Source organism: Pseudomonas sp. GW821-FHT01E10 (genome assembly GCF_059422365.1).
Map to the genome: position 1 here is coordinate 176134 of NZ_JBWKWT010000009.1, position 14080 is coordinate 190213.

General features: G+C 61.6%; 8 protein-coding genes and 2 pseudogenes. 1 reads left to right on the plus strand and 9 read right to left on the minus strand.

Annotated features, from left to right (window positions below; translation table 11 throughout):
* Positions 1–154: 154 nt before the first annotated feature.
* On the plus strand, positions 155–1081 hold the full coding sequence (locus tag AC07V0_RS17780) for a 2-hydroxyacid dehydrogenase (RefSeq protein WP_026286404.1): 927 nt from the start codon (positions 155–157) through the stop codon (positions 1079–1081).
* A gap of 29 nt (positions 1082–1110) precedes the next feature.
* On the opposite strand, the gene AC07V0_RS17785 is transcribed toward AC07V0_RS17780, so the two are convergent.
* The 9 genes and pseudogenes from AC07V0_RS17785 to AC07V0_RS17825 all read right to left on the minus strand — a co-directional run bounded on the left by AC07V0_RS17785 (position 1111) and on the right by AC07V0_RS17825 (position 13958).
* Positions 1111–1476 (minus strand): hypothetical protein, encoded by a 366-nt coding sequence (locus AC07V0_RS17785; protein ID WP_086944260.1) that lies wholly within the window; start codon positions 1474–1476, stop codon positions 1111–1113.
* Between the two features lie 258 nt (positions 1477–1734).
* Positions 1735–3588, minus strand: coding sequence for a polyurethane esterase (locus AC07V0_RS17790; protein ID WP_495019766.1), 1854 nt, complete (start codon positions 3586–3588; stop codon positions 1735–1737).
* A 97-nt stretch (positions 3589–3685) separates the two neighbouring features.
* Positions 3686–5383 carry a polyurethane esterase gene (locus AC07V0_RS17795; RefSeq protein WP_495019767.1) on the minus strand — a complete coding sequence of 566 codons (1698 nt, stop codon included), beginning with the start codon at positions 5381–5383 and terminating at the stop codon, positions 3686–3688.
* Positions 5384–5406: 23 nt separating this feature from the next.
* Positions 5407–8454 (minus strand): autotransporter domain-containing protein, encoded by a 3048-nt coding sequence (locus AC07V0_RS17800; RefSeq protein ID WP_495019768.1) that lies wholly within the window; start codon positions 8452–8454, stop codon positions 5407–5409.
* Between the two features lie 66 nt (positions 8455–8520).
* Positions 8521–8778: pseudogene (locus tag AC07V0_RS17805) on the minus strand (autotransporter domain-containing protein); the annotation flags it as partial.
* Positions 8774–9277: pseudogene (locus AC07V0_RS17810) on the minus strand (S8 family serine peptidase); the annotation flags it as partial. The pseudogenes AC07V0_RS17810 and AC07V0_RS17805, both read right to left, overlap by 5 nt.
* A gap of 180 nt (positions 9278–9457) precedes the next feature.
* Positions 9458–10822: a TolC family outer membrane protein gene (locus AC07V0_RS17815; protein ID WP_138867582.1), complete on the minus strand. Its 1365-nt coding sequence runs from the start codon at positions 10820–10822 to the stop codon at positions 9458–9460.
* A 2-nt stretch (positions 10823–10824) separates the two neighbouring features.
* Positions 10825–12174 (minus strand): HlyD family type I secretion periplasmic adaptor subunit, encoded by a 1350-nt coding sequence (locus AC07V0_RS17820; RefSeq protein ID WP_111453380.1) that lies wholly within the window; start codon positions 12172–12174, stop codon positions 10825–10827.
* A complete protein-coding gene (locus AC07V0_RS17825; RefSeq protein WP_495019769.1) occupies positions 12171–13958 on the minus strand; it encodes a type I secretion system permease/ATPase in 1788 nt (595 codons plus the stop codon). The genes AC07V0_RS17820 and AC07V0_RS17825 overlap by 4 nt, the downstream gene beginning before the upstream one ends.
* Positions 13959–14080: the final 122 nt, after the last annotated feature.

The window sequence follows — 14080 nt, forward strand, 5'->3', positions numbered from 1 at the left end:
CACCCCGCCAAACGGCAGATTCCTTCAGCCCGCCGAATCTGCCGATGCCGGGTCGATACAAGATCACACAACCCGTTAAAGCCGCTGCTTTCGACAGATCCTGCGCTGGTATTGCGCGATGATGGGCAGCCCCTTCACCTTTCAGGAAATGCCCATGGCCCTGCTGTATAAAGCTGACCCTGTGCGCGGCAAACAGTGGCAAGCGCTGTTTGCCGAACACGCCCCGGATATTGAATGGCGCGCCTGGCCGGACATCGGCGACCCGAAGGACATTCAATACCTGGCCGCGTGGCAGGCACCTGACGATCTCGACGTTGTGCTGCCGAATCTGCAAGTGCTGTTTGCCCTGTCCGCCGGCGTCGATCAACTCGACCTCGGTCGCTTGCCGGCGAGCTTGCCGGTGGTGCGTCTGCTGGATCCGGGCATCACCCGTGGCATGTGCGAATACGCGACTTTTGCCGTACTCAGCCTGCACCGCGACATGCTGCGCTACCGCCAGCAACAAATGGCCCGCTGCTGGCAGGCGCACTTGTTGCAACCGGCGGCCAAACGTCGGGTCGGGGTCATGGGGCTCGGCGCCCAGGCGCAGCAGATTCTGGCGACCTTGCAACCGCTGGGCTTTGCCTTGTCCGGCTGGGCGCGCAGTGCCCATCACATTCCGGGGGTCGATTGCTATGCCGGCAACGCGCAACTGTCGGCGTTCCTCAGCCAGTGCGACATTCTGTTGTGTGTGTTGCCGCTGACCGAACAGACCCAGGGCATTCTTGATCGCAACCTGTTTGAGCAACTGCCCAAGGGCGCGGCGCTGATCAACATGGGCCGTGGTGGGCATTTGATCGAAGAGGATCTGCTGGAAGCGCTGGACAGCGGGCACTTGAGCGGCGCAGTCCTTGATGTGCTGCAACAGGAACCGGCACCGGTAGATCATCCGTTCTGGCACCACCCGCAGATTCTGCTGACACCGCATATCGCCGCGATGACCCAGCCGGAAAGCGCGTTCGGGGTATTGCTGGAGAACATCCGCCGGCATCAACGGGGTGAGCCGATGCTCGGCGAGATCGATCGCGCGCAGGGTTATTGAACGCCCATGCCATAACGGTCGCTCGGTGTTTAGTGGGTGCCCGGAATACTGTTATCGCAGGAAATGTATTGCCCGCCACGCCGGATCAGTTGTTCCTGCATGCGCTGGCAGCGTTCCAGTTCCTGCTGCATCGAACGGTCGATGCTGATATTGCCAGTCTTCTCTGGTTGTTTGCCGTCGCCCAGGCGCAACGTCACCCAGGGCTGTTCCGGCTGGAGCTGGAAGCGGCTTTTTTCTTCGATGGGCTTGGCGGTTTCGGTTGCTGGCGGTTTCGGCAGTTGATCGGAGGTGACCCCGTAACGGGTCAGAATCGAGCTCTGAGGCAGTTCTGCGGCGGCGGCTGCCGATAACAAGGCCAGCGCCAGACCGAAGGTGTACCTCTTGCTGTTACTCACGTTGCAAAATCTCCTGTACTCAATGGCGGCATGCAGCACCGGCGTCATAAGGATAACGCGTGGATGGGCTGATGCTTTAGGGCCAGTTGCTGTTGAGGCAGGTATTGGAGTCCGGGAGTGGCCAGTGAGTCACGGGGACAGGCAGGATTACCGCGTTATCGTTCTTCGCGGGCAAGCCTCGCTCCTACAGGGGAAATGGATTCCAATGTAGGAGCGAAGCTTGCTCGCGAAGAGGCCCTTACCGGCGCCGCCTCACCCTCAGGCGATCACAATGCCGCTGCTGGACAAACTGTCCAGCCCAACGCCTACCAGGGTCACCGAATCACTGCCAAACGTCAGCAGCGTATCCTGCCCCACCGCAGTGGCATGGGCACGGAAGTCGTCGTTTGGCGCAACGCCCTGAACCCCGAGGAACACCAGTTTGTCGTTGGCCTGGTAGCCCACCACCCGGTCCTGGCCAAACGCGCCGCTGAACAGGAAAGTATCAATCCCGCCGCCCGACTCGATCAGGTCATTACCCGCCCCGCCGACAAACACATCGTTGCCGGCGCTGCCGATCAAGTGGTCATTGCCGTCCAGGCCAAACAACCAGTCGCCCGTTGCATGGGCCTTGAGGGTGTCGGTGCCGGTGGTGCCCTTCACGCTCGAGGCGTACTGGGTCAGGTTGCTGCCGACGGTGAGGCCATTGGCGGTGACGCTGTGGGTCACGTCATCCTTGAACACGCCCCAGAGCAACCCCGGCTCCTTGGTGACGATGCTACCGATGTCGCGGGTGATGCTGATGCCGCCATTGGCGTCGCGCACGTACAGGTTGCCGGCACCATCATTGGCGAAGACGAAGTTCTTCACCGACTGCTGCAGGTCCAGCACGTTGCTGCCCTTGCCGCCCAACAGGATGTTGTAGCCACCACTGTCGCGGAAGGTGTCGTTACCGTCGCGGCCTTCGATGTAGTCGTTGCCCTTGCCGCCCTGGATCAGGTCATTGCCGTCGCTGCCGATGATGAAGGTGCTGCCTTTGTGGGTTTCGGCGTTGCGGTTCAAGTCCTGGACCCAGGTGTTGGCTCGCGCCGGGTCCGAGAGGTTGGCGACGATGATCGTCGAGTCCTTGCTGGTCAGGTCGTAGAACTTGGACTCCAGCACCCGGGTCATGCCGTCGCCGTAACCGGTGGGCAAGTGTGAAATCCAGGTGGCGATGTTGGTGATGGAATACGGCAACACATTCCACGCCGTCGAGGCGTAATGGTCGTTGAAGCTGACGATGTTATCGGTCGCTGAATCCTTGGGAGCGTCGTGCACGCCCACCGAAGCCAGGTTGAACGACGAGCCATCGAGCGCGCGGAACACCGGGTCGTTTTCATAACCGATGTTCAGCACTTTGTCGCTGCTGCTTTGGGTCGGTGAGGCGTAGGCGATGTAGTTGGAATCCTGATAGAACCCGGACCATTTTTCGCTGCTCAAGTCCGCCAGGCTGTTGACGGCCAACCCGCCGAGGCTGTGGCCGCTGACCAGCACGTCCTTGCCTGCCAGGCCATTGGCCTGGGCAAACGCCGCGACTTTGCCGAGCAAATTGCCGAAGGCTTCGCCCGCGTAGTTTTTTGCGTAATCCTTGGGGCCGAGCGCCGCCAGCAGATCGTTGATCACATCACCGATGGAATCGCCGATCTGGATTTCCCTTGGGCCGCTGGTGCCACGAAAGGCAATGCCGATTTCCGTGAGATGACCCTGGGCGTCGTACTTGCCGAGGATCTCCACTTGCGCGCTGGTGTAACCGGCCTTCTCGCCGAAGAAGGTTCCGCGAGCGTCGGTCTTGCCGTCATAGCCCAGTTGCGTGGCCGTGATCGGGGTCCAGCCGGCCTTTTGCACGGCGTCGAGCGCGGCCTTTTCCGAATCGGGGTTCCAGGGAATGCCGGGAATCACGCCCTGGGAGTCGGTGCCGCCGATCAGCGCGGTCACGAGGGTGGCCGGCAAGCCCAGGCCGAAACCGTTTTGCTGGTAACCGGTGGCGAAACCGTTGTCGAGGTTGTGATAGGAATACAGCATGATCGCCATGGCGTCGCTGAACAACGCCTTGGAGTCTGCTGCGCCGAAGTTCTTGTAGTCATACACACCCATTGCTATTGCCTCTCTCTTTGTTGGAATTGTCAGAGATAGCTCACAGCCAGGACGCCTCGATCACGAGGCGCCCCGGAGCCTCTAGTGCATGCCGCCTTTACGCAAACGTAATCCCCGAAGCCGACAGGTTATCCAGTCCCACCCCCACCAGCGTCACGGCGTAATCGCCAATCTTCAGCACCGTGTCGTTGCCGGCCTGTGAAGCGTGCTGGGTGTAGTCATAGCCCTGCCCCGCGCCCTGGACGCCCATAAACACCAGTTTGTCGCTGCCCTGGTAGCCATTGATCGCGTCGAAACCGAAGGCGCCGCTGAACAAAAAGGTGTTGCCGCCGCCCGAGGCATGCATCACGTCATTGCCCGTGCCGCCGACGAAGGTCACATGGCTTTTATCGCTGCGCAGCAGGTCGTCGCCGGCATTGCCGAACAGCCAGTCACCGTCGACGCTGGCCACCAGCGTGTTGCCGTAGGCGTCGCCGTTGAGCGAATGGTTGTAGTGGGTCAGTTCCGTGCCATTGAGCAAGCCATTGGCGGTGACGTTGTAGGTCACCTCCTTGCTGCCCCACCACGAACCCGACTCCTTGCTCACCAGCGCGCCGATGTCGCGGGTCATGCTGATGCCGCCGTAGGCGTCGCGCACATACAGGGTGCCGTCGCCGTCATTGGCAAAGCTGAAGTTCTGCAACGGCTTCTGCAGCTCGAAGGTGTTGCTGCCCTTGCCGCCCAGCAGCAGGTTGTAGCCGCCGTCATCGCGGAACCGGTCGTTACCGTCTCGACCTTCGATGAAGTCATTGCCGGCGCCGCCCTTGAGCCAGTCATTACTGTCGGTGCCGATGATGAACGTGCTGCCGGTGTGGGGCTCGCCGCTGCGGCCCAGGTCCTCGACCCAGGTGGTGCCTCGGGACGACTCCGACAGGTTGGACACGATCAGCGTCGAGTCCTTGTCGGTGAGGTCGTAGAAGCGCGAGTCGATCACCCGGTTCAAACCGTCGGCATAGCCCAACGAGCCGTGGGCCGACCAGTTCAGCGGGTTGAGGATGCTGAACGGCACCAGGTTCTGCGCGGTGGACGCGTACTGGTCATTGAAGTTGACGATGTTGTTGGTCGCCGAATCCTGATGACCGTCGTGCTTGCCCAGCGAGCCACTGCTGAAAGTGGTGCCGTCGAGCACGCGAAACACCGGGTCGTTCTCGTAACCGATGTTCAGCACGTTGTTGCCGGTGGCGCTTTGGGTTGGCGAGGCGAAGGCGATGTAGTTGGCGTCCTTGAAGAAACCGCCCCAGTTATTGCCGCTCAACTCCGCCAGGCTGTTGACCCCCAGCCCACCGAGACTGTGCCCGCTGACCAGCACGTCCGTTGCGCTCAGGCCGTGGGCGATGGCAAACGCGGCGACGCTTTTGAGCAAGGTATCGAAGGCGTTTTTCGCGTAGTTGCTCGCGTAATCCGCCGGTCCGACCGCGGCCAGCAGGTTGTTTTTCATGTCGCCGAAGGTGTCGCTGTAACCCAGGCCGCCAGTGCCACGGAACGCAATGCCGAGGCCGATCAGCTGCCCTGCCCCGTCGTATTTACCGAGGATTTCGGCTTCGGCGCTGGTGAAACCGTCCTTCTCGCCATAGAAGGTGCCTTGAGGCCCCACCTTGCCCTGATAGCCCAGGGCTGCAGCGCCAATCGGCGCCCAAGCGGTCGCTGGCAGTGGCTGGCCGGTGGGCGTGTACGCGTAGAGCGTCAGCGCGATCGCGTCGGAGTACAACGCCTTGCCGGCCGCACTGCCGGCATTTTTGTAATCAAACAGTCCCATGTTGTGGCTTCCTTTGCGTCAAATCAGAACTGCCAGTCCAGGGTCAGGCCCACACCGTGGTCTTTTTCCCGGGAGCCGAGCAGCCCGTTGTAATCCAGGTTCAAACGGGTATCGCGGCCCAGCGCCAGTCCGGCACGGGCGCCGACCACCGCGGCATCGCGGTCCATCGACACGCTTTGCACGCTGAACGCGGTGTTGCCGTTGACGAAGGCCAGGTGGTCTTCGGAACGGGTGCTGCTCAGGTTGTGCTGCCAGCCGAGCGTGCCGGACAGTTCCAACTGATGCTGGTCGGACAGCGCAATGGCTTTGCTCGCCCGCAGGCCGAGGGTCGAGAGCACCGCATCGCGGTTGTTTTCACCGCCCTTGAGTGCGGCGGCATCACCTTTTTCGCTGAAGCTGTCGCTGTTCAAATGCACGTAGGCCAGGTTGGCGAACGGCTCCAGTGCCAGCGGTTGCAGGTCCAGGCGATAGGCCGCTTCGGTGAACAGTTGTGTGGTGGTCGCATCGCGTTTGGATTTCTGCTTGCCGCTGACGTCACCGAATTGCAGGTCGCGTTTGACGTCGATGCGATGCCAGCTGTAAGCGCCGCCGACACTCAGGCGCAGCGCGTCGATCTCATGGCCCAGGTAGGCGCCCAAGTGATAGCTGTCGACCGAAGCTGAAGAGTGCGTGCCATCGCCCATGCTCAATGAGCTGTCGCTGTAACCAGTGACGAAACCCAAGCGCGTATCTTCAGTGATCAAGCCATCGATACCGACCAGCAACCCGCCAATGGAGCTGTTAGAACTGGCGTTGTCATGCCCGCCATCGCTCTTGCCCCAGGCGCCGAGCACTTTGAGCCAGGCATTGCTGCGGTCATCGGTCGGTGCGCCGGCGTCGAACAGATCATGCTCGCGCAAACGGTCGCCGACGGCATCGCGCAGGTAGTGGCTGTCGTTGATCAGCAGCGTGCCGATCGCCGGATGAATCTCGCCAGACAGCTGCTGGAACGCTTGTTGCGCGACAGCTGCGGTCGGCGACAGCAGCAGGGTTTCGTACAGCGGATTGCCTGCGCCCAGTTGCTCGGCGGCAGCGGCCACGGCGCGTTGGTTCGGGGTTTGGCCAACGCTGGTGAAGGACGTCGCATTACGCTCGACGGCCAGTTGAATGCCGTTGGCCGCGTAGTCGAGGGTGCCACCGATAAACAGGTAATCCGGCAGCACTGCTCCGAAGCGCCCTTCGATTCCGCCGGCCGCTTGCAGGATGTTGTACTGATTGCCGAGCAGGGTTTTCGCCTCGCCGGTGGTCAGCAGCGTCGGGCTGTTTTCCAGCGACAGGCTGACCGTTGCGCCGTCAATGATCGCCTTGCCGCCGGCGATGATCCGGTCGCTGCTGGTGGGCGACAGTTCTACGGCGTAGGTCGAACCAGGTTCGAAGGTCACGTCGCCCGCCACCTGCAAGGTGCCGATGGAATTGCCGGGGGCTACAGTACCGCCGCTTTTCGCGGTCAGTGCCGCGATGCTGCCGTTACCGCCAAGGATGCCGCTGTTGTTGACGGTGACGGCCGACAGCAGCGAACCGTTGATCGCCAATCGGCCCTGATTGACCAGGGTCGGGCCGGTGTAGGTGTTGGCGCCGGTCAGCACCAGCGTGCCGATGCCCTGCTTGGTCAGGCCGCCATGGCCGGAAATGTCGTTACGCCAATAGTCGAGCCCGCAATGCACGTCATTGCACACACGCTCGGTGGGTTTGCCAGCGTCGATGATCGCGCCGATACCCGGCAAGTCCGCGACAAACTGGCTGGAGCCGTAGGCGCCGTTGATGCGGAACTCCTCGGGAATGTCCTGCTCGGTGACGAACATCGCCGGGCCATCGATGCCTTTGCGCAGGTTGATCATGCCCCAGCCGTACAGTGCGTCGACGCCGGGTGCGCCGAGGTCGGTGGCGGTGGTGCGCAGCACGCTGGCAACTTGCGCGCCGGTCATGTACGGGAAGCGTTCCATCAACACTGCCACCGAGCCGGCAACGTGCGGCGCCGCCATCGAGGTACCGTTGTAGTTGGCGTAGCCGGTGGTCAGGTTATCGGCATTGGTGCCACTGATGATCGAGCTATAGACGCGGCTGCCCGGTGCCGACACGCAGAAACTCGCGGTGTAGCCGCAGCGCGACGAGAAGGTGCTGATGGTGTAGAGGTCGGGGCTGTTGATGTCCGGGTTCTTCTGCAACGCGGCGACGGTCATCCAGTTCGGCGCGATCTGGGGGACGAAGTAACCGAGGCCGGCGATGGCGTCCGGGTTGTTGAGGTTGTAATCGTTGCCGGCGGCGAAGATCGTGACGATGCCGCTGCGGGCCGCCGCAATGGCGCCGTCGTAGGCACCGCCGGGTTTGGTCCCGAGCAAGGTCTGGATTTCGTTGAATTGCAGCTGCGCGTCCTGCACGGTGAAGTGCGGGTATGCCGGGTCCCGGCCTCCGAGGTCGAAGCGGTCGGTGATGCCGATGCCCCAGCTGTTGTTGATGATCCGCGCGCCGCTGGCGATCAGGGCGTCCCAGCCGGCCTTGTACACCGCGCCGTCGTTGCCACGGATGATGCCGTCTTCCGGGCCTGGGTCGCCGTTGTCAGCGCTGATGATTTGCGCGCCAAAGGCGACGCCGTGCATCGGTCCGCCATCGCGACTGCCCGCGGCGATCCCGCCAACGTGGGTGCCGTGGGCGCCGAGTTTGCCGTTGGAACCTACTGAAGGCGAACCGTCATAGAGAAAGGCGTCCCCGGCTTTGACCGGAATGTATGGGTCGGTGTACTCGCGGATGCCGCTGGTGACCAGGGTTATTACCTTGTTGGCCCCGGAAAACTCCGGGTGCAAGGCGTAGACCGGCTGGTCGAAGATCCCCAGTTTCACCCCTTTGCCGGTGTAACCGGCCGCATAGGCATCCTGAGCGTTGATCGCCCCCAGCCCCCAGTCGGCGTTGAACTCCGCGCTGCGCCAACTGTTCGGGTCACCGACCCTGCCGTTTTCCACGTAGGGTGCCGCGTGTGCGGTGCCCAGGGTTGCCAGTGCACAGAGCAAGGCAAGTTTGTTGTACTTGTTATCCATCAAGCTACCGTCCTTAGTTGTGTTGCAAAGATCCTTGGGCCTTCAAAGGCGTGTCTTGTCCTGCTACTAAAACTGCCAATTGAGACTCAGCCCTACTCCATGGCTCTTCTCGCGGCTGGCCAGTTGGCCGGTGTAATCGAGGTTCAACCGAATGTCCCGACTCAAGACCAGGCAGGCATGGGCGCCCACCAGCGCCGCATCACGAACCAGCGGCGAGCTCTGCACCGCGAACGGTGCGCCACCGCTGGCAAACGCCAGGTGTTCTTCGGAATCGGTGTTGCTCAGGTTGTGCTGCCAACCGAGGCTGCCGCTCAGGTCCAGCTGTGAAGTAGCGCGGGTCGGGGGTGGGACCGAACAGGAAACTGTCGTTCTTGTTGGTGTTGCCGACGTAGATTTGCGCGTTGAACGCCACACCGTGCGTGCCGCTGCCATCCCGGGACGCGCCCATGGTGCCGGTGACGTGGGTACCGTGGGAGTCGTTGTGGGCGTTGAGCGTGCCGTCGATATTGAGCGCTGAACCATCGACATAGCTGCCGCTGGCCGTCACCGCGTGATAACGATCTGCGGCGAATTCGGGATGGCTGGAATCGAAACCGGAATCCAGCGCGCCGATTTTCACGCCTTTGCCGGTGATGTCGGCGGCATAGGCTTGATCGGCCTGCATCCGCCCCAGGCCCCAATCGCGCTGGAACTCCGCCGAACGCCAACTGGCCGGGTCACCGAGGGTGCCGGTTTCCAGGTACTGCGCCAGGGCCGAACCCGGCGCTGATGAAATCAAGAGCAGCAGCGTGCCGACCGACATCGGCTTGATCTGTACGTCCATGTGCATGAAATCTCGCTTTCTTGGCGTTTTTAGAGTTCTAGGCCCCGGTCCCAGGGGCGAGGTGTTGCTGTGATTCTGTGGCGAGGGAGCTTGCTCCCGTTCGGTTGCGCAGCAACCGCCATTGGGTCTGCTTCGCAGCCCAGCGGGAGCAAGCTCCCTCGCCACACTGTTTTCTAACGGCTACTGTGCCCTCGCGCCCTGGCCGAACGCCTCATCCACCTTGGCCAAGTCCTGTTCGTTCAAGGTGCCCGCGTAGTAATGCAATTTGGTCCAGGCCATCAGATAGTCGTAGCGTGCCTGCGCCAGATCCCGGCGGGTGGTAAATAGTTGTTGTTCGGCATTCAATGCGTCGAGGTTGACCCGTTCACCACCCAGAATGCTTTGTTTGGTCGAGACCACCAGCGCTTCGGCCGAGGTCAGGGCCTTCTGATAAGCGCGCAGCTTGTTGACCCCCGACAGGCAGGCGCTGAACTGGCGGCGCAGCTGGATCAAGGTTTCCCGGGTCTTGCCGTCCAGCTCGTACTCAGCCTGTTCCATGTTGCGGCTGGCCTGCCGGGTCGAGGCCGAGACGCCACCACCGGCGTACAGCGGCATATTGACTTCAATACCGATGGTGTTGGTGTCGTAGCGCTGGTTGTAGGTGTTGCCGCTTTCCGATTCGTTCTGGCGCATCGAGGCGTAGGCGCTGACTTTCGGCAGGTGCCCGGCGCGGTTGCGTTCGACTTCATAGCGCGCCACTTCCACCGCCTGGCGCTGGGAAGCCAGGTTCGGGTTATTGGCCACCGCCATCTCGTGCCAGGTGTCGTAGTTGGCCGGTTGCAGGGTGAAGGTCTGGAAGTTCTGATCCAGTGGCGTCAGGTCGCCAATGTCGATGGCGGCTACACCCACCAGGGCGCCCAGTTCCCGCAGAGCCGCATCCTGTTCGTCCCGCGCCTCGATTTCCTCGGCGGTCGCCAGCTCGTAACGTGACTCGGCTTCGAGGATGTCGGTGCGCGTGCCTTCCCCTTGGCGGAACATCTGCTCGTTCTGCTGGAACTGCTCCTCGAAGGCTTTTTTCTTCGCGCGCGCGATGTCAATCTGGTCCTGGGCGAACAGCGCCTTGGTATAATTCTCCAGCACGCGAACCAGCAGTTCCTGGCTCTTGCCACGGAAGTTTTCATCGGCGAACAGCGATTGCGCCACGCCTTTGCGATACGCAGCGTAAGCCTCGTAATCGAGCAACGGCTGTTGCAGGGTCAGGGTCGAGCCGTAACTGCTGTAGTTGCGATCTTCACTCTGGCTGTTACCGCGGGCATTCAGATTGGTGGCCTTGGAGGAGTTACGCCCCTTGTTGTAGTTGTAACCCAGCCTCGGCAACAGCCCGGCGCGGCCGATGTCGCGGTTTTCGAGGCCGGCATCGCGCTCCTTGATGGCACCGAGGAACACCGGATCATTGCGTAACGCTTGCTCGTAGATGTCGAACGGCCCCATGGCCATTGCGCTGTTGCACGTCAGCAACGCCAGGGTCGCTGCGAGCAGGGAAAGCTTATTCATACAACCGAACATCCTTATTCCTCGGTCAACGCGGAGCCTGCCCGGTCGAGCAGCGGTTTGAACAGATAGTTGAGGAGTGAACGTTCACCGGTGCGCACGAACATTTCTGCCGGCATGCCAGGCTTGATCACCAGGCCGTTGAGTTTTTCCATCGCCTGATCGCTGACGCTGCTGCGCAGCACGTAATACGGCGCACCGGTTTTCTCATCGACCATTTGGTCGGCGGAGATCAGGCTGACTTCGCCCGGCACTCGCGGGGTACGGCTCTGGTTGAACGCGGTGAACAGAATGTCCACCGGCAAGTGCGTGCCGACCTTGTCGATCAAGTTGATCGGCAAGTGCCCTTCCACTTCCAGGCTGGTGCCTTGCGGGACAATCTCCAGCAGGTTTTCGCCCTGGCGTACTACCGCGCCTTCGGTATGAACCCCAAGGTTGACCGCAATGCCATCGGCGGTGGCGACGATTTCGCTGTGTTGCAGGTCGAAGCCGGCGGAAGTCAGCTGCTCTTCCAGGGTCACGCTTTTGAGCTGCGCGTCGGCCAGTTGGCTGCGCACTTCCTTCTGGTATTCCTCGCTGTGCTGTTGCAGCTTCAGTCGGGATTCGAGGATGCCCTGCTCCACCCGGCCGCTTTCGCCGGTGTTCTCTGCCAGTTGTTGCTGCACTTGCGACAGCTGACGCTGGTACTCCATCAAGCGGTTGCGCGGGATGTAGCCGTTGTCTGCCAAGGGCTGCAGATTGCTCAACTGTTGTTGCAGGGAACTGGCCTGGGCCGTCAGGTCAGTGCGCGCGCGGCGCATGCCGGCCAGTTGCGCGCTGGCGCCTTCGATGTTCGCGCGCAAAGCGCCTTGCTCACGGGAAAACGCTTCGCGGCGGCTGCTGAACAATTGCCGTTGGCCTTCAAGCACCAGCGCCAGGCGCGGATCGGGATCGTTGCTCAGTTCAGCGGGGAAATTCACCTGCTTGAGGTTGTCCCGTTCACTCTGCCAGCGCGCCAGGCTGGCCCACGCCATGCGGTATTGCGCTTGCAGCGATTGCACGTCGGCCGCGACCTGAGTCTGGTCGAGGCGGAACAGCGGCTGGCCTTGTTTCACCACTTGGCCTTCACGCACCAGAATCTGGCTGATCACGCCGTTGCTCATCGATTGCACGGCCTTGCGCTTGCCCGAGACCACCACGGTGCCCTGCACCGGGATGCCTTGATCGAGTGGCGCGAGGCTCGCCCAAGTGAAAAAACTGCCGGCGCCGACAATCGCCAGAATCCAACCCATGCGGGCGAAGAAACGGGCATCGCGCTCAGGGCGTTCGGCAATGTAATCGTGTTCCATCGTCGCTTCGCTGTCGTTGTTCATGCGTGTGCTGCTCATACACCCGAATTCCTGGTCGTGGGCTGATACTGCCGGCTCATGCTGAGCCCGCCCGGTGCCTGCGCGGCTTTTTCACGTGATTGTTCCTGGGTAGCCGACGGGTTGCCGGCAAGCGCCTTGAGCACTTCCTGGCTTGGGCCGAAGGCTTGCAAGCGACCTTCGTTGAGCACCAGCAACTTGTCGGCCTGGGCCAAGGCCGAAGAACGATGGGTGACCAGAATCACGCTGGTGCCCCGGGCCTTCATGTGTGCGATGGCGCCGGCCAGTGCCGCTTCGCCGACGGTATCGAGGTTGGAGTTCGGTTCATCCAGTACCACCAGGCTCGGATGACCGTACAACGCACGAGCCAGGGCCACGCGTTGCTTCTGGCCACCGGACAAACCGCTGCCGTCTTCGCCGAGCACGGTGTCGTAGCCCTGGGGCATGCGCAGAATCAATTCATGGACGCCAGCCTGTTGCGCGGCTTCGACGACTTTTTGCGGGTCTGCCTCACGGAATCGGGCGATGTTCTCGGCGATGCTGCCACTGAACAATTCGATGTCCTGGGGCAGATAGCCGATGTAAGGGCCGAGGTCGTCGCGGTTCCAGCGATGAATGTCCGCGCCATCGAGGCGCACCGTGCCGCCCAGCGTCGGCCAGACGCCGACCAGCACCCGTGCCAGGGTCGACTTACCGGAGCCGGAAGCCCCGAGCACGCCCAGCACTTCGCCGGCGCCGAGGTTGAAATTGACCATGTGCAAGGTCGCTGCCCGCTGCCCCGGCGGGCCGGCGCTGACTTGCTCGAACGTGATCTGGCCTTTCGGCGCCGGCAGCGCCATGGCCTCGTCACTCGCAGGAAAGGCTTGCAGCAAGGCGTCGAGGCGGCGGTACGCGAGTTTGGCGCCGCTCCACTGTTTCCACACGGCAATCAACTGATCGATAGGGCTCAGCACCCGGCCCATCAAAATGGAGCCGGCGATCATCATCCCGGCGGTCATGTCGCCCTTGATCACCAGCAAGGCGCCCAACCCCAAGACCAGGGATTGCAGGCACAGGCGCAGGGTTTTGCTCAAGGAACTGATGACCGCGCCGGTATCGCTGGCCTGATTCTGCAGGCCGAGAAAACGCGAGTGCACCCCGAACCAGCGCTTGCGCAATGCACCAAGCATGCCCATGGCTTGAATGGTTTCGGCGTTATGCAGATGACTGGTGGCCAGTTGGCTGGATTTCTGGGAAAACCCTGCCGCTTCGCCCAAAGGCTTTTTGGTCATGGCCTCGTTGAGGCAGGCCAGCCCGATCAGCAGCACCGCCCCTGCGGTGGCCAATACGCCGAGCCAGACGTTAAACAGGAAAATCACAAACAGATAGACCGGAAACCATGGCGCATCGAAGAAGGCAAACAGCGCCGGACCGGTGACAAACTGGCGAATATGGGTCAAGTCGCCCAGGGATTGCCCGGCGTTGCCCTCACCCTTGAACAGGTTGCGCTCGAAAGCAGCCTGATACACCCGCAGGTTGAAACGGCGTTCCAGTTGGCTGCCGATACGGATGACGATGAAACTGCGCACGGTCTCCAGCAACCCGATGAAGGCGAAGAACCCGACCACCATCAGCGACAACATCGCCAGTGTGGTTTCGTTTTGCGACGACAGCACCCGGTCATAAACCTGGAGCATATAAATCGACGGGACCAACATCAGAACGTTGATCAATGCGGTAAAGCAGCCGACGCTGATCAAGATGCTCTTATAGTCGCCCAGTGCCTTGAATAACGGTGCGGTGGCCGGGCTCTTCGCCATCTTCATTGGTTTTTCCTGAGGTATTAAGCCTCGCCTCACTTGGCAAGGTTCCAATTAACTGTCCGCACGCGGGTCGAGACATTCTTTTGCCGGTTATTGCTGACAGATTAATAACAACTCTTTGTGGA